A 20,884-nucleotide genomic window follows, 5' to 3' on the forward strand; every position below is an offset into this window, starting at 1 on the left:
AACCGAACTAAAGCAGATAGATTACTTCAGAAAAATCAAGGATACCGCACATGCTTTATCTTTTGCATGCGGGTCGATGGAAGTACATCCCCGAGGGATGCCTTTATTAACAGTTAGGAGGCGGAGTTGGAACCGTAGGATGAAAAGCTAAAATGCTTTTCTCATTTTTAAGATAATTCTTCTGTTTTCCTTGGTTCTCAACGATAATGGTTTCAAATACAATAGGTTCTTCTGTTTTTGTATTGAAAAATTTTGAGGCGGTTTCAAGTGTGTCGTTACTTGCACCGTTATTGTTTTCGATTTCCAGTTGTAAAACGACCTGTAAGATGGTGCTTTGATCTAAGCTGTTGGAAAAAATAGGCGAAATAGAGATGGCCATCTTTGTGAAAAAGATGATAGCACAAAGGAATGCCGCCACAAATCTAAATCTCTTATTTAACATTTTTTATTACCTTTAATCTTACTGTTTTACATCGTAAAAATAGTAATTCTATGTTAAATTCAAATTAATAGTGCACTAAAAATAAAATTTGGCACGAAATTGTGACGAAGAGATTATTTTTTGAAAAGTTTTCAATTTTTTTTGATTTATAAATATTAAGCCTTTCGTATGGCAAATAAAGAACAATTTATTGAGAAGGTCCAAGCTTCCTATAACCCCAAAGGAGCATTTATCTATTTGGGGGCGGGAATGCTCAATGGTGAAATTTTGGCAGAGGCAAAAGTGAATTTAGCCTTGAAAATGATGAACCGTCACGGACTTATTGCCGGGGCCACCGGAACCGGTAAAACGCGTACGCTACAATTGATCGCCGAACAGTTGTCGGATGCCTCTGTACCTGTATTTATGCTGGATGTCAAAGGCGATTTATCAGGCTTAGCAGAACCAGGTGTCACCAATCAAGCCCTTATTGATCGGGGAAACGCCGTGGGCGTGCCGTTTGAGCCGTCGTCATTTCCCGTTGAACTGTATTCACTTTCTGGCAATAAGGGGATTCCTATGCGGATTACCGTAGAAGATTTCGGACCTGTCTTGCTGGGCCGGATCCTGGAACTCAATGAAACACAAACAGGGGTATTGGCCGCAATGTTTAAATATGCGCAAGATCATCAAATGCCATTGATCGATTTTTCAGATACCAAAAAACTGCTAAGCTACCTTTCGGAAGGACCTGGTAGCGAAGAAATCAAAAGCGATTATGGTAAGATTAGTTCCGCCAGCTCGGGAACTATCCTGCGTAAGATCGTCGCTTTGGAGCAGCAAGGTTTGGCTCATATCTTTGGCGAGAAAGAGTTTGATATCAACGATTTGTTTCAAAAAGTAGATGGTAAGGGCGTGATTAGCCTGTTGAATATTTCCGATGTGCAAGATCAGCCCATACTGTATTCTACATTCTTATTGAGTTTATTGGCACAATTGTTTAAAAATATGCCCGAAGTGGGCGACCTGGATAAACCGAAGCTGGTCTTTTTCTTTGATGAAGCCCATCTGCTGTTCAACGGAGCTCCTAAAGCCTTTTTGACACAGGTGGATCAGATTATTCGTCTTATCCGTTCGAAGGGGATAGGTGTTTTCTTCTGTACACAGTCTCCAACCGATGTACCGGAGTCTGTATTGGCACAATTGGGAAATCGGGTGCAGCATGCATTGCGTGCCTTTACACCCAACGATGCTGAAAACTTAAAGAAGACGGTTAAGACGTATCCAAAATCTGATTTTTATGAAATTGATCAGGTTTTGACGGCTTTGGGGACGGGACAGGCATTGATTACCGTATTGAACGACAAAGGTATTCCTACAGAGGTTGTTGCTACGCATTTGGTGCCGGCACGTGCCGTGATGGGCCCTGCAGCTGATGCAACAATCAACCAGATTATCAATCAGTCTGATTTGAAAGCTAAATATCAGGAGCGACAAGAAAATCGTTCTGCGGCTGAAATCATAGATGAGCGAATGCAGGCAGCTGAGCAGGAACAACAACGTGCGGCGCAGGAAAAAGAAGCAGAGAAGGCAAGTCGGCCTTCTTCCAGGAGACAGACGCCTTTGGAGGCTGCACAACGAACTGCGACAACGACTCTAGCACGGGAAGGAGTTAAGTTTTTGGGTAAATTAGCGACGGGTTTATTAAACGCATTCTTAAAAAAGAAATAACAATAATTTTTTGATTCTTTTCGTTTCAATACTATACCTTTGAAGGTGGAGCTGAACTTAGCTAAATTTGCTTTTAAGGGCAAATTTAGCTAAGTTTGCGGACGAAAAGAAAATTCTATTAACGCAATTTAAATATGAGTAAACCAACCCTTTTGATTTTGGCAGCAGGAATGGCTAGCCGGTATGGTTCTTTAAAACAAGTAGACGGTTTTGGCCCACACGGCGAGACAATTATTGACTATTCTATTTACGATGCCATTCGCGCAGGATTTGGAAAAGTTGTATTCATTATCCGGGAGGAATTTCTGGAAAAGATGAAATCGGTATTTGATGAAAAATTGAAAGGTAAAATAGAAGTAGATTACGCTTTTCAAGATTTTGACCTAACGAAATTCGGTGTTAACCACGTTATCGAAAGAACTAAACCTTGGGGTACTGCCCATGCGGTGATGAGCGCTAAGGATAAAGTGCATGAACCTTTTTGTGTAATCAATGCAGACGATTTCTATGGCTCGGATTCCTTTCAAAAAATGGCCCAATTCTTAACAACTGAAGTTTCTGATGAGCAAATGTCATTGATGGGCTTCCAGGTTGGAAATACCATGTCTGATTATGGTTATGTTTCACGCGGAGTATGTGAGGTTACCTCTTCTGGTCACATGGAAAGTGTAACTGAACGTACAAATATATACTACAAAGGTGAGGGTGACGATCGCAAAATCGTTTTTGAAGAAAATGGTGTTGAAACAGACCTAGATCCAAAAACCCGCGTTTCGATGAACTTTTGGGGTTTTACACCAAAGATTTTCGAAGTGGCCCAGGCGATGTTCCCTGCATTTGTTGAGGAAAATAAGGAGAATTTAAAAGCAGAATTTTTCATTCCTTCCGTACCGGATTATATGGTGAAACATAAGTTGGCTGATTTTAAAGTGATCCCAACTTCTTCGAAATGGTTTGGCGTAACTTATAAAGAAGATAAACCTATCGTACAAGAATCGATTTCGAAATTAGTAGCTGATGGAATATATCCTGAAAAGTTATTTTAAGAGCTAAAAGAAATAGCTTATCTTTCACCTGTATTGTCAAGCAATACAGGTTTTTTTTTACCTGTGCGCTAGATTAATTGAGCGGAAATAGATCTTAGATGAAAAAAATTCTTAAAGTGTTTGGTTATATTATTTTAGGATTGTTGTCTTTTTGTGTGCTCTATATTGTTGCTGAATACAGTCTGTCAAGAATTTCGGCTCCAAAGAAGAATATAGACGAAGAGAAGACGATTCAGGTTTTTGTTCAGTCCAATGGTATTCATACCGATATTGTATTGCCTGTCGTTAACGAAGAAATGGATTGGTCGCAACTATTTCCTTATGGGAATACAGTTGGGAAACATAGCGGATATCGGTATGTGGGTATCGGTTGGGGTGATAAAGGATTCTATTTGGATACACCAGAATGGAAGGATTTAAAAGCATCGACGGCCTTTGTTGCTGCCTTTGGATTGGGGGAGTCTGCCATTCATGTGACCTATTACAATACGGTTCAGCAGGATGAGTTATGTTTTGCTTATCAGATCAGTAGATCCCAATACCGGGATCTGATAAAATATATAGAAGATTCGTTGGATCGAAATCAAGCGGAAACTATTTTGGTGAAGACAGATGCACAGTATGGTGACTCAGATGCTTTTTATGAAGCAAAGGGAGCCTATAGCATGTTTTATTCTTGCAATACCTGGACAAATAATGCCTTAAAGAAGGCGGCTATGCCAGCAGGTATATGGGCGACATTGGACAAAGGAATATTAAGTCACTATAAAAATAAGAAGTAGCTGGAAATCCATAAGCAGGATCTCGTTGAATGTGAAGTGAGATAGTGAAAATGATAGACATAAAAAAAGCTCCAGGATTAATCCCGGAGCTTTTTTTATGAGGAGGAGTGATTACTTCACTTCTTCGTAATCTACGTCAGTTACATCATCACCACCTTGGTTTCCACCTTGAGCTTGACCTGCATCACCTTGAGGTTGTTGTGCAGCACCTTGAGAAGCAGCATACATTTCTTCAGAGGCAGCATTCCAAGCATTTTGCAATTCTTCGGAAGCAGCGTCGATATCAGCAAAGTTTTTCGCTTCGTAAGCAGCTTTTAATTTTGTTAAGCCAGCTTCAATTGGCGCTTTTTTATCTGCTGAAATTTTATCGCCATATTCTTTCAATTGTTTTTCAGTTGAGAAGATTAAAGCATCAGCTGCATTTACTTTGTCAGCTTCTTCTTTCATTTTTTTGTCAGCATCAGCATTTGCTTCAGCTTCTTCTTTCATGCGTTTGATTTCGTCGTCAGACAAACCTGAAGATGCTTCGATACGGATATTTTGTTCTTTTCCAGTAGCTTTATCTTTTGCAGATACTTTGATGATACCATTCGCATCAATATCAAAAGTAACTTCGATTTGAGGAACGCCACGAGGAGCTGGTGGAATGTCATTCAAATGGAAACGGCCGATTGTACGGTTTTGGTTTGCCATAGGACGCTCACCTTGTAAGATGTGAATTTCTACAGATGGCTGATTGTCTGAAGCAGTAGAGAACGTTTCCGATTTTTTAGTTGGAATTGTTGTATTTGCTTCGATCAATTTAGTCATCACACCACCCATTGTCTCAATACCTAATGAAAGTGGAGTAACATCCAATAATAAAACGTCTTTTACTTCACCTGTCAATACACCACCTTGGATCGCAGCACCTAAAGCTACAACTTCATCCGGGTTTACACCTTTAGAAGGCTCTTTTCCGAAGAATGCTTTTACAGCATCAACGATTGCAGGGATACGAGTAGAACCACCTACTAAGATAATTTCATCAATATCAGATTTGCTGAAACCAGCATTTTTCAATGCAGACTCACAAGGAGCAATTGTTCTCTTGATCAAGTCAGCTGCCAAAGCCTCAAATTTAGCGCGTGATAATGAACGAACTAAGTGTTTTGGACCAGTTGCATCAGCAGTGATATATGGCAAGTTGATTTCAGTAGAAGTTGCGCTTGATAATTCAATTTTCGCTTTCTCAGCAGCTTCTTTCAAACGTTGCAATGCCATTGGGTCTTTTTTCAAGTCAAAGCCATTGTTTTCACTTTTGAATTCTTCGTTCAACCAGTTGATGATTACGTTATCAAAGTCATCACCACCTAAGTGTGTATCACCATCAGTAGATTTAACTTCAAATACACCGTCACCTAATTCCAATACCGAAACGTCATGTGTACCACCACCACAGTCAAACACAACAATTTTCATGTCTTTGTGTGCTTTGTCCAAACCGTAAGCTAAAGCTGCAGCTGTAGGTTCGTTGATGATACGTTTTACAGATAAACCAGCGATTTCACCAGCTTCTTTTGTTGCTTGACGTTGTGCGTCGTTGAAATATGCAGGAACTGTAATAACAGCTTCAGTTACTTCTTGACCTAAGAAATCCTCAGCTGTTTTCTTCATTTTTTGAAGAATCATTGCAGAGATCTCTTGTGGTGTATATTTGCGGTCATCAATTTCTACACGAGGTGTATTGTTGTCACCTTTAACGATATTATAAGGTACGTGTTCAGCTTCTTTCACAGCTTCATCGTATGAAAGACCCATAAAACGTTTGATGGAATAAATAGTTTTATGCGGGTTAGTAATTGCTTGACGCTTTGCTGGGTCCCCAACTTTGCGCTCGCCACCTTCTACGAAAGCTACGATCGAAGGAGTTGTACGTTTACCTTCGTTGTTCGTAATTACTACAGGCTCGTTACCTTCCATTACGGCAACACATGAGTTTGTAGTACCTAAGTCAATTCCTATAATTTTAGACATATCTTGTGTTTTAATTTTTTACTTAAATAAATTCTATCAGTCTATTATCAACCCTTATGCCAATCCAAAAGTTTTGTAAAAAAAACACTATTTGTCATCAATTTGTCTTTAGGTACTGCCAAACTGACATTTTCAATACACCAGTTGCTCTAATATCCTTTTTTTTGCTGACTCGTTTTGGCGATTACGTGGCATATATCTGCCAAAGATTTCCGAAAATTCGGCAAGTTTCATTTTTTTTGATTTCTTATCACGCCAGTCAGAAGGAACAAGTTTATTGGTATAGGCGATATTTGTAGCCCAATATTGAATGTGCATTTCTGGGATGACAAGACCCAATATCATTCCCGGGAGGCCATGGCTCAAGGCTGGTCCTGCCGATACTGGGATTTCTTCCGAATAGTAAGCAATCAGATAAAGTGAGTCTTTGGTGGCACCGTTGACTCTTCGGCAGTTTACACCGGCAATATTGCGGAACTCTTCGGTGAAACGCCAAGTGATGCTGTCCAATGTTTCCGAAAGAATGTATTTTTCGTCGATGTCAAGCTGGATGTCTGCTGTACCAGCTTTCAGATCCTGGTAGAGGACTTTGCCATTCTTGTTGGCACCGCCTCTAAACTGCCCCCTTTGGTTTCCTCCGCTTCGGGCCGCACCCTGTGATCTGCCCCCTCTGCCATTGGCCGAACTTATCGTAGGTGCAGCCATTTTTACTTCAGTACGTTGTTTTTCGGTATCCTGGCTTTCCTCGGGCATCAACACGGTAGCATTCTCATCAAAGTAGAAGTTTAATTTTTCTGTATGTGAATCCGGTACCTTGTCGAGATATTCCATCATTCCCATACCCCTGTCCATTCCTTTCGAGTTCATGTCGTTGGACATTTGCCGTATGCGTGCTTTTGTGTAGGTGACTTTGTCAAAACTGATGGTACCCCTACTTCCAAAATAGGCGTATTGTGCCTGAAGGGATAAACCATACAAGCAGCAGATGATTAGTGTTAAATATATTTTTTTAATCATTTCCTTTCCCTAGATATTTGTTGAAATCCCATTTTACACCGACCAAAAAATACTGCGTCAATACTTGTTGAACAGATTCAGAATAGTTGGTGTCACTCGCATTACGGCGTGTGTTGTTAAAGGTGTTGAAAAGGTCAAAGGCCTTTACGCTGAGTGTCATGCTCTCATCTTTCAGTACTTTTTTCTCCAATTCGATATTGGTATAAAATTGATTGATTGATTTCTTATAGAGTTTCGTAGGTCCTGTGTAGCTATAGAAAATGTTGGCCATGATATTAAACTTCTTCGGTAGAAAGTATTTGACATAGGCCGAGGTCCCACCTTGAAAACTTGTTGCGTTGTATTGTGTGTTGATCGAGTTTTGCTGGATATTAAAGCCGGCGTTTGCAGAAAGGTCGAAATCGAACCCTTCTGAATCTTGTTCATTTAAGCTTGAACCTAGGCTAAAGTTGGTATTCTTTGCATTGTTCAACAGAAACTCGCCGCCGGATTGTCCGCCTTCAAATTTGGTGTAGCTATAGCTGTTGTTAAATCTAACATTTGCACTTTTGTTAAAATTGATACGTCGATTGGCCAAAGGTTGCATGTGGTTGATATTCAGACCGCCATTCCAGTTGGATTTGCCGGATAGATTTTCATAAGTACTGATCTGGGCAGAGTTGTCCAGTATGGTTGTTTTGTTGACAATCGGATTATTTACGAAAGATAAGTTTCCGTTGATATTGATATTGGTTCCTTTCAATAAACTGAAAGCACTATAGTTGGCCGAAATATTATTGTTCACCGCGCGTTTTAGGTCAGGATTACCAACTTGTTGAAACAAAGGGTTGGTCTGAGGTTGCAGCGGTTGTAACTGATCAAAGGATGGAATGATATTCGAACTTTGATAAGCTAAACGTATATTTTTGCTATTTGAAAGGCGATAATTCGCATCAACATTTAAATTGTTGTCCCAAAAATTCCGGGCGAGATCGATTGACCTGTAACTATCATTTAACTTTTGATTCTTGTAGAACGTACGGTTTGAAAAATTGATTTCCAGCTTTTCTTTACGATAAGAAAAGTTAATATTAACACCTTGATTGGTGTTATTGTCAATCTGATTTTGAGAATACAGCGAATCGAACTTTTGCGTGATATTGTCTGTCGAGTTTTGTGTGTTCGTATTCTTCGAATGATTAAAGCTATAACCTAGCGCCAAATTAATGTAATCGCTGATTCGGTTGTTGAAGTTAATTGACGAGTTGAAGTCATTTCCGCTATTCCGTCCGTGCCGGTCTTGGTCAATAATTGTGCTGTCTCCTGTTTTGTAGAAATAGGTTCGCGAATAGACTTTGCTGTCTGAATTTGACTCTTTGTGGTTGTTCCCGACCATTAGGTTTACAGAACGACCCGCTTTTAACCGTTTTCTATAATTTAAACGGAAATTATTATTGGAGCTTGAAGAATTGGATTGATTGTTCTCTCTAAAGTCGCTGATCGGATTACCTGATCCGTCGCCCGTTTTGCTGTCTGTGTAAGTTAGATTAGAATTGTTGGCCCAATTGACATTGGATTGAAGTTCCATAGTTTGCGTGGAATCCAGTCGCATGTTAAGGTTTGACCTTAAACCATTGCTTCGACTATGCCTTTCATTATCGTTTTTGCTGTTTTTTTCCTGAATGGACTCGTCTGGCAGTACATTCTTATTATAAGTCTCCGAGTGGTTCCTGTTGCTGTTGTTGTCGTAACCATAGTTGGCATTGACTTTTAGGGCTTTTTTGAAGAACTGATTTTCATAATTGGCACCAAGGTTGGTGTTCAGTGGTGCGCCCGTAATTTGGTTGTTCATGCGTAGAGAGCCTTCACGACCGCTTGAACTGCCCATGTTGTTGTGACTCGCGGTGATGCCAATCCGCTCAGTCTTATTAAATTTGGCCGCAAAGAGATTTCCCGCATACAATTCTTTTGATCCAGCCAATGCTTCCATGTTTCCAAAGACACCCTTTCTTGCTTTCTCTTTGAGTACGACGTTAACTGTCTGAATTCTTACGCCATCATCGATGCCTGACAACTCAGCTTCCTCCGATTTTTTCTCATAGAGCTGCACCTTGTCAACGGCATCTGCCCGTACATTTCGAATGGCTATTTTAGGATCATAACCAAAAAATTCTTCCCCATCAATAAAAACCTTCTGTACTGATTTCCCTTGAGCAGTGATACTTCCATCTCCCGTAACCGTAAAACCGGGTAGACGGCGTAGTAAATCTTCTAACTTCGCATTCTTTTCTGTTGCAAAACTCGCCGCATCATATTCGATGGTGTCGCCTTTCAGTGTAATTGGAAGACGTCGGGTGACAATCACCTCCTGCAAAACATTTCTTTGGGAATTTATTTTGATATCATGCAGATCGAGATCTTTGTCTGCAATTTGGATCGTATCACTATATAGTTCAAACTTGGGGTACGTGGCCAAAATAATATAGCTCCCGGGTTTGATATTTTTGACCTGGAATTTTCCCTCTTCATTGGCTCGGTTAAAATAACGGAGGACTGAATCGCGGTTCAGTAAAATAATGGAAGCATTGGTCAGGGGCTTGTCATCCGCCTTGTCTAGAATCCTCCCCTTGATGTTTATTTGGGAGTAAGCACTGTTGATGACGATAAATAGTAAAAGTATTAATTGAACTAATCTTTTCATGTACGGGTTGTATCTTTCAAATATAATTTACTTAATCGTTAATAAATGTAAAACATCTCTTCTGAATGTAAAATCTTTGGTATATAAGGTAGAGGAAATCATTTTTTTCTTGCTATACATGTACTTTTTGAGCATCATTTTTTTTATTGCATTCAATACAGATTGTTGGCGGAAGGTTGTTTGAGAAAGTTAGAAGTAAAATTTACCTTTGCACAAAATTGGTATTATGACGTTTGAAAATTACTTACAACAATTCGAAGATATCTTAAATCATCCTGAGAATCACCCTGCCTATCAAGATGATGAATATTATCAGTACACAAAAATGAACTGGACAAGAATGGGCCGTTGGTTGAAACGCTTTGAACCAACGTCGACTTTTGAACAATTTGTGGAGTCAATTACTGAAAAGCAACAATGGATCATTATTACTGAACCTTGGTGCGGGGATGCAGCGCATTCGGTGCCAATGTTGGCGAAGATGGCTTCAAAAAATCCCAATATCACGGTGGATATCCAACTGCGTGACAGCGCTCCGTTTCTGATCGATTCTTATTTAACCAACGGAGGTAAATCTATTCCAATTCTGGTGATACGTAATGAACAGGGGCAGGATTTGGCTGTCTGGGGTCCAAGACCTCAAGCCTGCCAGGAGCTGTTTTTGAATATGAAAGCGCAAGGGGCAGATTTCTCCGAAATCAAAGAGGAGATTCAAAAGTGGTACAATGCCGATAAAGGAACCGAAATCCAAAAGGAAATCCAGGCCTTGCTAGAAAAATAAGAAAAAATTCATCTTTATAACAGACTGGCAATTTCTAAGTTTAACCGGATAATCATCTCAGGAGTAGACCTGGTCGTTCCTGAGCATGGTTTGAAAAAGTGAAAGAATTCGCTGTAACAATCGGCGTTTAACTTCGGTATATGTAAGCCTATTTCAGTATAATATATTCTGCCTTTTAACGCTGCTTGTTCGGTGCTTCCTCGGTACTTGTTCGGTACTCATTCGGAGCTTCTTCGGTTACAAGCGAAGAAGCTCCGAATGAGTACCGCTTTATGTCCGTCGATAATTCCTATAAAGACCGAGGTTGTCCTATCCTTTTCATTGTCTAAGTCCAGTTTATTCCGCATTTGTTTTTCTTTGTATCCATATTGCTTTATTGCCAATAGGTTTAATATCGCCTTTGCTAAAGATTAAAAGATTTTAAGTAAAACGACCCGCTGTTTTTGTTAGCTTTATATGAATTATTGTCCATTTTATGAAGGGCATTCAGATTAACTTAAAGGATAACTAAAACAAAAAATATGAACATTGAAGATCTGAGAGAATATTGTTTGTCTATTGGGCCAGTTATGGAAGAGACGCCATTTGGTCCGGATACACTGGTATTTAAGGTTGGTGGCAAGATTTTTTTATTGGTGGGACTGGATCAGATTGATGAGCTGCGGTTTAATGTGAAGTGTAATCCGGAGTGGGCAATCGAACTGCGTGAAAGGCACGAACACACAGTGCTTCCGGGGTATCATATGAATAAAAAGCATTGGAATACCGTTATTGCCAATCGGGAACTTGATGATAGAAAGCTTGAAGAGTTAATTTTACATAGCTATCAACTTATTGTCGAAAGCCTGCCCGTGAAGATTAGACAAGAAATAAGTGAGCGCTAAGTGTGGTTTACGTGTAAAGAATTAGTTGCTTGGTGCATAAAAGGTGTTAAAAGGACTGTTTTTGGAGCGAGGAATGGTAGCTTTGCCAAATCGATGTATCGCTCAATAACATCGATCATTAAATTTACACTAAATATTATTTTTATGAAACGAACACGAAATTACTCGTGGGTAATCTGTTTTATGCTTCTTTTCAGTTTGGGAAGTTGTATAAAGGAAGAAGCGCTAAATATGGAAGCGGATATTGTCGGTGTTCATGCCGATGAAGATGTCTTCTTGCTGAACCCGGTCATCTCAAATACGCAAGTTACACTTTATCTTCAGCCCAATATTCATGATCTTACCAAGTTGAATATGACTTTTGACCTGACTCCTGGTGCCTCGATTGAGCTTTTGAAGGATTCTTTGAATATGCCGGTCGGAACTCAGGATATGAATAAAGTAATCGTTGATGAATTGCTAAAAAACGGCGTATATTATAAAGTTACGTCCGAAGATCATCAGTTTACAAAGAACTACCTGATTAAAATTGTGAAAACAGATGGTGGATTTGTTCCAACAGAATATGGTTTTGAAGATACGGCGATTGATAAAGATGATAAATACACCATATTTTATAATAAAATTGATGGCCAGGATTTCTATAATTGGGCTTCCGGAAATCCAAGTTTCTCCTTGACATTGAGCTTGGGAGGAGGTGCAAAGGAGCCCGAGTCATACCCTACTAAAACGAGTTCGGATGCACATTCAGGATCGAAAGCGGCTTTATTGGAAACGAAGTTGACCGGTGCTTTTGGGGCGATGTTCAAGAAACCTATTGCTGCGGGAAATCTTTTTATAGGAGCGTTTGACACGGGACCTGTATTGACAGATCCACTTTCGGCAACGCAGTTTGGTCTTCCTTTCAATCAGATACCGTTGGTTTTGGAAGGTTACTATAAATATAGTCCTGGCGCGACGGTGACGGACGAAAACATGAAGCCGGTCAATACCAAAGATTCCTGTGATATCTATGCGGTTTTTTATAATCGGAAGCAGCTGATGGATTCGGAGCCTGATCCGAAGAAGAAAGTTTCCTATTTGACTGGACATAATATTTTGAAAGATCCAAGTATAGTGGCTATAGCCAGGCTGGAAAATGGTGGCGCAACAGCGACCAATGGTTTTGTCAAGTTTACATTGCCATTTAAGTACACGGCGAAAGTAAATGATGCTGACGTTGCCAATTTGGATTATAGCATTGCTATTGTGATGTCTTCGAGTAAATATGGTGATAATTTTATTGGTGCTGTCGGTAGTAAGTTAACGGTGGATGATCTCAAAATTGTAACGAAGAAATAATGAAAATGATAAAATATACAATCGCACTGGCTGCGATGGTTTTGATAGGGTCTGTTGCAAATGCGCAGGAAAATACATCGGGTGAAAGTAAATTAGGTTTTGATGTGATGGTTGGCGGTAAGATTGGCGGAGCCGCACCGCTTTCACTGCCACGTGAAATCCGAAAAATTAAAAGCTATAACCCGAATGTTCCCTTTTTTGTCGGAGCAAGGGCAAACTATCATATTGATCCCAAATGGGGAGTATCCTTGGGACTCGTCTTCGAAGGAAAGGGAATGGATACAAAAGCGAGTGTTAAGGGATATAAGACGACATTCAATGCTGTGAATGATGCAAAAGAGGAGCTGAGAGGTTATTATACGGGTGATATTACAACCAAAGTGCATAATCTGTATCTGTCTGTGCCGATTCAAGCGACTTATCAGCTTTCAAATCGTTGGAATGTGCAGGCAGGTCCTTATATTTCTTTTGCGGTAAAAAAGGAATTTTATGGCGAGGCTTACAATGGCTATCTTAGACATGAAGAACCTACTGGAAATAAAATTGTTGTGGATAATGCCGATTATGATTTCTCGGAGAGTGTTAGGAGTATTGATGTTGGTATGAGTTTGGGAGCCCATTATGCTATCGACAAAAGATTCTTTGCGTTGGCACAGTTGGATTATGGTTTCAATAATATTATGAAAACCGGATTTGAAAGTATTAGTTTCGGATTGCATAATATCTTTATGAATGTCGGTATAGGTTATAAGTTGAAATAGCTTTCATATCCATAAAAAAGAAATGGCCGATCCTAAGATCGGCCATTTCTTTTTTATATGCTGTTCTGCTCATTTAAACCAATTTAAATGATGCGGAGTGTTACATTTTTAATCCGATTTCTCTTAAGCGTTCATCCAGGTATTGACCAGCGGTATAATCTTCGTAGACTTTCGGGTGCTCTGCATCGATGCAGGAATCTAATGAAGCCAAACTCATGGCGGATTTGGGATGTAAAAAGAATGGAATAGAAAAACGGGAAGTACCCATTTTTTCACGTGGCGGGTTTACTACGCGATGCGTAGTGGATTTCAACTTATTGTTTGTTAACCGTTGCAACATATCACCCACATTGATGACGATATCTTCACCTTTGGCTTTGATAGGGAACCATTCTCCGTCTTTTGTCAATACTTCAAGTCCATCCGCACTAGCCCCAATCAATAAGGTGATGAGGTTGATATCTTCGTGAGCGCCTGCACGTACAGCATCTGGAGATAAGGCATCCGGATCGCTGATTGGGAAGTAGTGTATTGCACGTAGAATAGAATTACCGTTGATAACATATTTTTCAAAGTAATCTTCTTCCAGATCAAGGTAGGTAGCAATCGCTTTTAATAAGTCCCGGCCTGTATCTTCTAATTTTTTATAGACCTCAGCTGTCACACCATTAAAGCGAGGTATTTCAGCCACTTCAGGATTGTCCGGAAAATCAGCTTTGGAGTATTCTTCACCAACGATCGTTTGACCGCGTTGCCAAAATTCCTTTAAATCAGGAGTCTTCGCATCTTTCGCTTTTTCTCTTCCTTTTGCTGTATAGCCACGTTGACCTGCAAGTTCTGGAAATTCATATTTTTCCTTCGTCTCGGTCGGCAAACCAAAAAACTCAGGCACTACCTGATATAATTCTTCAATCAGCTCTTTTGATAAGCCATGATTTGCAATCGTTACAAAGCCCGTTTCGTTAAAAGCCTTGCCAATATCTTGGATGAATTGATTTCGTTGTTCTTGGGTTCCTTGAGTATAATGTAGCAAGTCCAAGCGAGGTATGTTTACTAAAGCCATACGGTGTTGATGTTTGTTCAGGACAAAGTTAACGGAATTAATTTTGATTATTAAACAGGGGCTGTTAATAAAAGTTTTGTGTTTTGTTTTATTTGGTTGTATTTCAGTGCTTAAAAGTTTTCCACATTTTCTGTTGTCGGTAGTTTCGGCTAAAAAACATGGGGCAGCGTCATGCTGACGAATATATGACAAAATTTATATTTTGGATCTTGTTATTCTGATTACTAACTGGTATATTTGTTATGCAAGCATAATAAATAGCTTGTGAGTACGCTTATGAACCAAAATCAGACAATCGACTATTTTTTAAAAACAGGCTGGCAGACAATTGCCAATAAATATAATCAAATTGCTTCGCAGTACGGCTTTACCCAGGCTGCGGGTTATATTTTGATTAACATCCATAAAGAGGGTACACCTGTTTCTCAGATTGCAAATTTGACAGGAGTTAAAACAACTAGTTTGTCTCGGGTGTTGAATAATTTGGAGTCATTGGGATTTATATACCGTGAGACGAGTGAGACCGACAAGAGGTCAGTAAAAGTATACTTGACTGAATTGGGTCGGGAGAAAAGAAGAATTGCCAAGGATGTGGTGCGTAATTTCAATCAATACTTAGCGGATAATTTTTCAGAAAATGAACGTGATCAATTGATTGCTTCTTTAGCGAAACTCAATGAGCTTGCAACCAGTTACAAGGAAGAAGTAGTCGTTTAGAAGTTAAACCAAATGTACAGAAGTGCATAATAAATATGTTATGATGAACAGAAATATTAGAAAAGTGGCGGTTCTCGGTTCGGGTGTTATGGGCTCGCGAATTGCTTGTCATTTTGCTAACATTGGTGTTGAAGTTTTATTGTTGGATATCGTTCCACGTGAACTGCTGCCCGCGGAACAAGCCAAAGGTCTCACGCTGGAGAGTAAGGTCGTTCGGGACCGAATTGTCAACAGCTCTCTAGAAACGGCTTTAAAAACAAACCCTTCGCCAATTTATAGCAAGTCATTTGTCAGACGTATCAAAACAGGTAATTTTGATGATAATCTAAAAGACATTGCTCATGTGGACTGGATCATAGAGGTTGTTGTTGAGCGACTTGATGTTAAAAAGTCTGTTTTTGAGCGTGTTGAGCAATTTCGTAAACCTGGAACATTGATTACTTCCAATACTTCTGGTATTCCTATTCATTTAATGACAGCGGACAGAAGTGAAGATTTTAAAGATCATTTCTGCGGTACACACTTCTTCAATCCGCCACGCTATCTTCCTTTATTGGAGGTTATTCCCACACCGCACACGAAGCCCGAGGTAGTTGACTTTATTCTTCACTTTGGCGATAAGATGCTGGGGAAATCGGTTGTATTATGTAAAGATACACCTGCATTTATTGGTAATCGTATCGGTGTTTATTCGATGTTGGCGGTTACTCATTTGGTGGAACCTCTTGGGTTGACAGTGGAAGAGGTCGACAAATATACCGGTCCCGCAATGGGGCATCCTAAATCGGCAACTTTTCGTACGGCTGATGTTGTAGGGCTTGATACCCTGGTGAATGTTGCCAATGGGCTGGCGCAGAATGCGCCTGAAGATGAAGCCAAGGGTGTCTTTCAACTTCCAACATTCATCAGTAAGATGGTAGAGAATAAATGGTTGGGTGAGAAAACCAAGAAAGGGTTTTATGAAAAAGTAAAAGCTGCCGATGGTAATTCGGAGATTTTGTCTCTAAATCTAAAAACACTGGAATTTGGTTCACAACAAAAAGTGAAATCAGCTACTTTGGAAGCCACCAAGCCTGTGGAGGATATCCGCAAGCGGATGAAAGTATATGAACAAGGGAGCGATAAAGCGGCGGAACTTTTCCGTGCCATGCATTATCCATTGTTTGAATATGTATCCCGCCGTGTTCCCGAAATTACAGATGACTTCTTCCGCATTGATGATGCCATGCGTGCTGGATTTGGTTGGGAGTTAGGACCATTTGAAGTATGGGATGCGCTAGGTGTCCGAGAGACCTTAGCTAAAGTTAAGGCCGAAGAAAAACGACTTCCAGGTCAGGATGGGGAGGTTGCTTCCTGGGTACACGAGATGTTGGAAGTGGGATGTGAATCATTCTATAAAATTGAAAATGGTGTACGTCACTATTATGATATTGCGACCAAATCTTATAAAGCTATTCCCGGAACGGAAGATCTGATCGTATTGGATCATATTCGGGAAAGTAAAACAATCTGGAAAAATACGGGGGTTTCTATTATTGATCTTGGCGATGGTATCATTAACTGTGAATTTCATACCAAGATGAATACCATCGGCGGAGATGTTATCCAGGGCTTGAATAAAGCTATTGATCTCGCTGAAAAGGAATATCGCGGTTTAGTGGTGTCCAATGATGGGAAGAACTTTTCTGCTGGCGCCAACATTGGAATGATTTTCATGATGGCCGTAGAACAGGATTTTGATGAATTGAATATGGCAGTCCGTGCCTTTCAAAATACATCCATGCGCTTACGCTATTCGTCAATACCTGTAGTCGTTGCGCCATTTCAAATGACCCTCGGTGGGGGCTGTGAATTCTCCATGCATGCTGATTTTGTGCAGGCTCACGCCGAAACCTATATGGGCTTGGTTGAACTTGGCGTTGGTGTTATTCCCGGTGGCGGTGGAACCAAAGAATTCACACTACGTGCCTCGGAGGAATTTAAGGAGGATCAGATTGTTCAGAACACCTTGAAAGATAAATTCCTGACCATTGGGCAGGCGAAAGTTTCGACTTCTGCTTATGAAGCCTATGAACTCGGCTATTTGCAGAAAGATAAATTTGCAATTACAATGAACCGTGCCCGCCTTTTGGCAGATGCCAAAGCAAAGGCACTGGAATTGGCTGATGAGGGTTATGTTCAGCCTGCTCCACGCAATGATATCAAGGTTTTAGGAAACCAAGGATTAGGGATCGTGTATGTGGGGGCTTCGTCGATGCGTGAAGGTAATTATATCTCTGATTATGATCGAAAGATCTCGGAAAAACTAGGCTGGGTGATGTGTGGTGGAAATTTATCGTCACCGACCGAAGTATCTGAACAGTATCTACTGGATCTTGAACGTAAAACTTTCCTCGAGCTTTGTGCCGAACGCAAAACGCTTGAAAGGATTCAATTTATGCTGACCAAGGGTAAGCCTTTACGGAACTAAAAATCACTACTCACGAAAAAATTAAAAATAATGGAAGCATACATAGTAGCAGGATTTCGTACAGCAGTAGGCAAAGCGCCGCGGGGAGTATTTCGCTTCATGCGGGCGGATGATTTAGCCACGGATGTTATTAAACATCTTGTATCCACTGTGCCAAATTTAAATAAAGAAGATATAGACGATGTCATCGTTGGGAATGCTATGCCGGAAGCGGAGCAGGGACTCAATATGGCTCGTTTCATTTCACTGATGGGATTGGATACGGATAAGGTCCCGGGAGTAACCGTTAATCGGTACTGCGCTTCAGGTTTGGAGACTATTGCAACAGCCGTAGCAAAGATCAAGACTGGCATGGCAGATGTTATTATCGCCGGTGGGGTAGAGGTGATGTCCGGAATGCCCTTTGGAGGTTGGAAAATTGTGCCTAATCCTGTCGTGGCAAAAGAGCATCCCGATTGGTATTGGGGTATGGGATTGACTGCCGAAGCTGTAGCCAAAGATTACAATGTCTCACGTGAAGATCAGGATGCTTTTGCACTTAAATCAAATCAAAAGGCAGTTGCAGCTATTCAAAATGGTCATTTGAAAGATGGCATTGTGCCTATCACGGTAAAGGAAAATTACTTGAAAGACGGCAAGATTGCAACACGTGAATATGTTGTTGATACGGATGAAGGTCCTCGAGCCGATACTTCCCTGGAGGCTTTAGGGAAATTAAAACCAGTTTTTGCAGCGAATGGTTCCGTGACAGCAGGGAATTCCTCACAAACTTCTGATGGGGCTGCATTTGTCTTGGTGATGTCTGAAGCAAAAGTGAAAGAGCTTGGTGTAAAACCTATAGCAAAGCTCGTTAGTTTTGCTGTAGCAGGTGTTCCACCTCGCATTATGGGTATCGGACCTATCTATGCCATACCCAAGGCTTTGGCAAAAGCCGGTCTTAAAAAGGAAGATATTGACCTCTTTGAGCTGAATGAAGCTTTCGCCTCTCAATCGCTAGCCGTAATTCGTGAACTTGGATTAGACGAAGAGAAAGTAAATGTCAATGGCGGTGCCATCGCTTTAGGGCATCCACTTGGATGTACAGGAGCTAAATTGACGGTCCAAGTCTTAAACGAGTTGAAACGCAGAGGCAAAAAATATGGCATGGTGACGATGTGTGTCGGAACTGGTCAAGGAGCTGCTGGTATTTTTGAGTTATTGGACTAAAATTAGCCGCTAAGAATAGCAATATAGACGAAATATGGATCTCTGATCTCATAACGCATAGAAGTATTTAAAAACATTGTGGACAGTAGCTTCACTAAGCAGTGATTTCCTGGTCCATATAAATCTAAAAAGACAATGAGCGAAAATAAAGCAATTAAAGGCGGAGAGTTCGTGATTAGAGAGACTCCCTATACAGCCGTTTTTATTCCGGAAGAATTTGATGAAGAAGCCAAAATGATTCGTCAGACCTGCTTGGATTTCTTGGATACGGAAGTATTGAACAAGCTGGACCGTATCGATGCACAAGAAGAAGGACTTATGCCTAGTTTGATGGATAAGGCCGGTGAACTGGGGATGTTGGGTGTTTCTATTCCCGAAGAATATGGTGGTTTCGGCAAGAATTTCAACACTTCTATGCTTGTTGCCGATGCGGTAGGTGGCGGGTTTTCTTTTGCTGTGGCATTGTCTGCTCATACGGGAATCGGTACGCTGCCTATTTTGTATTATGGTAATGATGCCCAAAAGGCAAAATATGTTCCAAAGCTTGCTACTGGTGAATGGAAGGCGTCGTATTGTTTGACAGAACCCAATGCTGGATCCGACGCAAATTCGGGTCGTACTTCTGCTAAATTAAATGCCGAAGGGACACATTATTTGATCAACGGACAAAAAATGTGGATTACAAACGGTGGTTTTGCAGATATCTTCATCGTATTTGCAAAAATCGATGATGATAAAAACCTGACGGCATTTATTGTCGAGAAAGATTTTGGTGGCATCACGATGAATCCCGAAGAACATAAATTGGGTATTAAGGGATCTTCAACACGTCAGATCTTTTTCAATGATTGCGCCGTTCCTGTAGAGAATATGCTTTCTGATCGTGAAAATGGATTTAAGATCGCTGTAAATATCCTGAATATTGGTCGTATAAAACTGGGCGCTGCCACGATCGGTTCGGCACGTATGGTGATCAACCATGCGGTGCAGTATGCCAATGAACGTGTGCAGTTTAATCTGCCGATTTCTAAATTTGGCGCCATTCGGTATAAGCTGGCTGAGATGGCAACACGTTTGTTTGCTGTGGAGTCGGCATCGTATCGTGCCGGTCAAAATATTGATGATGCTTACGATGCATTGATTGCTGGCGGTATGGATGAAGCAAAAGCAAAATTGAAGTCTGTGGAGCAGTTTGCAATTGAGTGCGCTATCATCAAAGTATGGTGCTCGGAGATGTTGGATTATGTGGTTGACGAAGGGGTACAGATTTATGGTGGAATGGGTTACTCAGCAGATGCGCCAATGGAACGCGCTTATCGGGATTCACGGATCAACAGGATCTTTGAAGGTACGAATGAAGTGAATCGATTGCTTGTCGTTGACATGCTGTTAAAACGGGCCATGAAAGGTGAATTGGATCTGATGGGACCTGCCCAAGCTGTAGCTGGAGAGCTTCTCGCTATTCCAGATTTTGGTGAAGAGGACGATGCGCCTTTCGCTGCAGAAAAGAAAATTGTGGCAAACCTTAAAAAAGCTGGGTTATTGATTGCGGGAGCAGCAGTGCAAAAATTGATGATGTCTCTTTCCAAAGAAGAGGAAATCCTCATGAATATTGCAGATATTATCGGGTATGTTTATATCACCGAATCAGTCTTGTTACGTGCAGAAAAATTGCTGCATACAGGATCTGATAAAGCAGACTATGCAAAAGATATGGCTAAGATCTATCTGTATGGTGCTATTGATAAAATCAGCGCTGCCGGTAAAGAAGCATTATATTCTTTTGGTGAAGGTGATGAACTGAATATGATGTTGGTTGGTTTGCGCAGATTCACAAAAGCACAGCCATTTAATGTGAAAGATGCACGTCAGCGAATCGCTAAGAAATTGATAGATGAGAATAAATATTGTTTTTGATTGATAATAGATTATTGGTTTTGGTTAATGGCCGGAGAGAAATCTTCGGCC

The 20,884-nt window shown here is 40.6% G+C and carries 16 protein-coding genes; 11 read left to right on the forward strand and 5 right to left on the reverse strand.

Annotated elements, in window-relative coordinates:
• Positions 1-106: 106 nt before the first annotated feature.
• Positions 107-442, reverse strand: a complete 336-nt coding sequence (locus tag ACHWSC_RS04275) for a hypothetical protein (protein WP_232475633.1) — start codon at positions 440-442, stop codon at positions 107-109.
• A gap of 168 nt (positions 443-610) precedes the next feature.
• Here ACHWSC_RS04275 and ACHWSC_RS04280 point away from each other — a divergent pair, with 168 nt between their 5' ends.
• The 3 genes from ACHWSC_RS04280 to ACHWSC_RS04290 all read left to right on the forward strand — a co-directional run bounded on the left by ACHWSC_RS04280 (position 611) and on the right by ACHWSC_RS04290 (position 3,980).
• A complete protein-coding gene (locus tag ACHWSC_RS04280; protein WP_394675884.1) occupies positions 611-2,152 on the forward strand; it encodes a helicase HerA-like domain-containing protein in 1,542 nt (513 codons plus the stop codon).
• 134 nt (positions 2,153-2,286) lie between these two features.
• Positions 2,287-3,198 (forward strand): sugar phosphate nucleotidyltransferase, encoded by a 912-nt coding sequence (locus tag ACHWSC_RS04285; RefSeq protein WP_394675885.1) that lies wholly within the window; start codon positions 2,287-2,289, stop codon positions 3,196-3,198.
• Between the two features lie 98 nt (positions 3,199-3,296).
• Positions 3,297-3,980 (forward strand): TIGR02117 family protein, encoded by a 684-nt coding sequence (locus tag ACHWSC_RS04290; RefSeq protein WP_394675886.1) that lies wholly within the window; start codon positions 3,297-3,299, stop codon positions 3,978-3,980.
• 111 nt (positions 3,981-4,091) lie between these two features.
• Here the strand turns inward: ACHWSC_RS04290 and dnaK are convergent, their stop codons facing one another.
• The 3 genes from dnaK to ACHWSC_RS04305 form a co-directional block, all read right to left on the reverse strand.
• On the reverse strand, positions 4,092-5,996 hold the full coding sequence (gene dnaK / locus ACHWSC_RS04295) for a molecular chaperone DnaK (protein WP_394675887.1): 1,905 nt from the start codon (positions 5,994-5,996) through the stop codon (positions 4,092-4,094).
• 132 nt (positions 5,997-6,128) lie between these two features.
• Positions 6,129-7,013 (reverse strand): GLPGLI family protein, encoded by an 885-nt coding sequence (locus tag ACHWSC_RS04300; protein ID WP_394675888.1) that lies wholly within the window; start codon positions 7,011-7,013, stop codon positions 6,129-6,131.
• Positions 7,006-9,693, reverse strand: a complete 2,688-nt coding sequence (locus ACHWSC_RS04305; protein WP_394675889.1) for a TonB-dependent receptor — start codon at positions 9,691-9,693, stop codon at positions 7,006-7,008. Before ACHWSC_RS04305 ends, ACHWSC_RS04300 begins: the two co-directional genes overlap by 8 nt.
• A gap of 226 nt (positions 9,694-9,919) precedes the next feature.
• Between ACHWSC_RS04305 and ACHWSC_RS04310 the strand changes: the two genes are divergently transcribed.
• The 4 genes from ACHWSC_RS04310 to ACHWSC_RS04325 all read left to right on the forward strand — a co-directional run bounded on the left by ACHWSC_RS04310 (position 9,920) and on the right by ACHWSC_RS04325 (position 13,460).
• Positions 9,920-10,474 carry a thioredoxin family protein gene (locus tag ACHWSC_RS04310; protein ID WP_182982215.1) on the forward strand — a complete coding sequence of 185 codons (555 nt, stop codon included), beginning with the start codon at positions 9,920-9,922 and terminating at the stop codon, positions 10,472-10,474.
• A 521-nt stretch (positions 10,475-10,995) separates the two neighbouring features.
• A complete protein-coding gene (locus ACHWSC_RS04315) occupies positions 10,996-11,358 on the forward strand; it encodes an MmcQ/YjbR family DNA-binding protein (RefSeq protein WP_394675890.1) in 363 nt (120 codons plus the stop codon).
• A 144-nt stretch (positions 11,359-11,502) separates the two neighbouring features.
• A complete protein-coding gene (locus tag ACHWSC_RS04320; RefSeq protein ID WP_394675891.1) occupies positions 11,503-12,699 on the forward strand; it encodes a PCMD domain-containing protein in 1,197 nt (398 codons plus the stop codon).
• 5 nt (positions 12,700-12,704) lie between these two features.
• A complete protein-coding gene (locus tag ACHWSC_RS04325; RefSeq protein WP_236582732.1) occupies positions 12,705-13,460 on the forward strand; it encodes a porin family protein in 756 nt (251 codons plus the stop codon).
• A gap of 100 nt (positions 13,461-13,560) precedes the next feature.
• Here ACHWSC_RS04325 and ACHWSC_RS04330 read toward each other — a convergent pair whose 3' ends face one another.
• Entirely contained in the window at positions 13,561-14,523 is a 963-nt protein-coding gene (locus ACHWSC_RS04330) for an isopenicillin N synthase family oxygenase (RefSeq protein WP_088163168.1), read from the reverse strand.
• A gap of 276 nt (positions 14,524-14,799) precedes the next feature.
• Between ACHWSC_RS04330 and ACHWSC_RS04335 the strand changes: the two genes are divergently transcribed.
• The 4 genes from ACHWSC_RS04335 (at position 14,800) to ACHWSC_RS04350 (ending at position 20,833) form a co-directional block, all read left to right on the forward strand.
• Positions 14,800-15,240 carry a MarR family winged helix-turn-helix transcriptional regulator gene (locus ACHWSC_RS04335; RefSeq protein ID WP_120335065.1) on the forward strand — a complete coding sequence of 147 codons (441 nt, stop codon included), beginning with the start codon at positions 14,800-14,802 and terminating at the stop codon, positions 15,238-15,240.
• Between the two features lie 40 nt (positions 15,241-15,280).
• Positions 15,281-17,710: a 3-hydroxyacyl-CoA dehydrogenase NAD-binding domain-containing protein gene (locus ACHWSC_RS04340; protein ID WP_394675892.1), complete on the forward strand. Its 2,430-nt coding sequence runs from the start codon at positions 15,281-15,283 to the stop codon at positions 17,708-17,710.
• Between the two features lie 30 nt (positions 17,711-17,740).
• Positions 17,741-18,916, forward strand: a complete 1,176-nt coding sequence (locus ACHWSC_RS04345; RefSeq protein WP_070570298.1) for an acetyl-CoA C-acyltransferase — start codon at positions 17,741-17,743, stop codon at positions 18,914-18,916.
• Between the two features lie 135 nt (positions 18,917-19,051).
• Complete coding sequence (locus ACHWSC_RS04350) at positions 19,052-20,833, forward strand: acyl-CoA dehydrogenase family protein (protein WP_120335063.1); 1,782 nt, start codon at positions 19,052-19,054, stop codon at positions 20,831-20,833.
• The last annotated feature ends 51 nt before the right edge of the window (positions 20,834-20,884 follow it).

The sequence above is a fragment of the uncultured Sphingobacterium sp. genome, from assembly GCF_964277905.1.
Lineage (GTDB): Bacteria > Bacteroidota > Bacteroidia > Sphingobacteriales > Sphingobacteriaceae > Sphingobacterium > Sphingobacterium siyangense.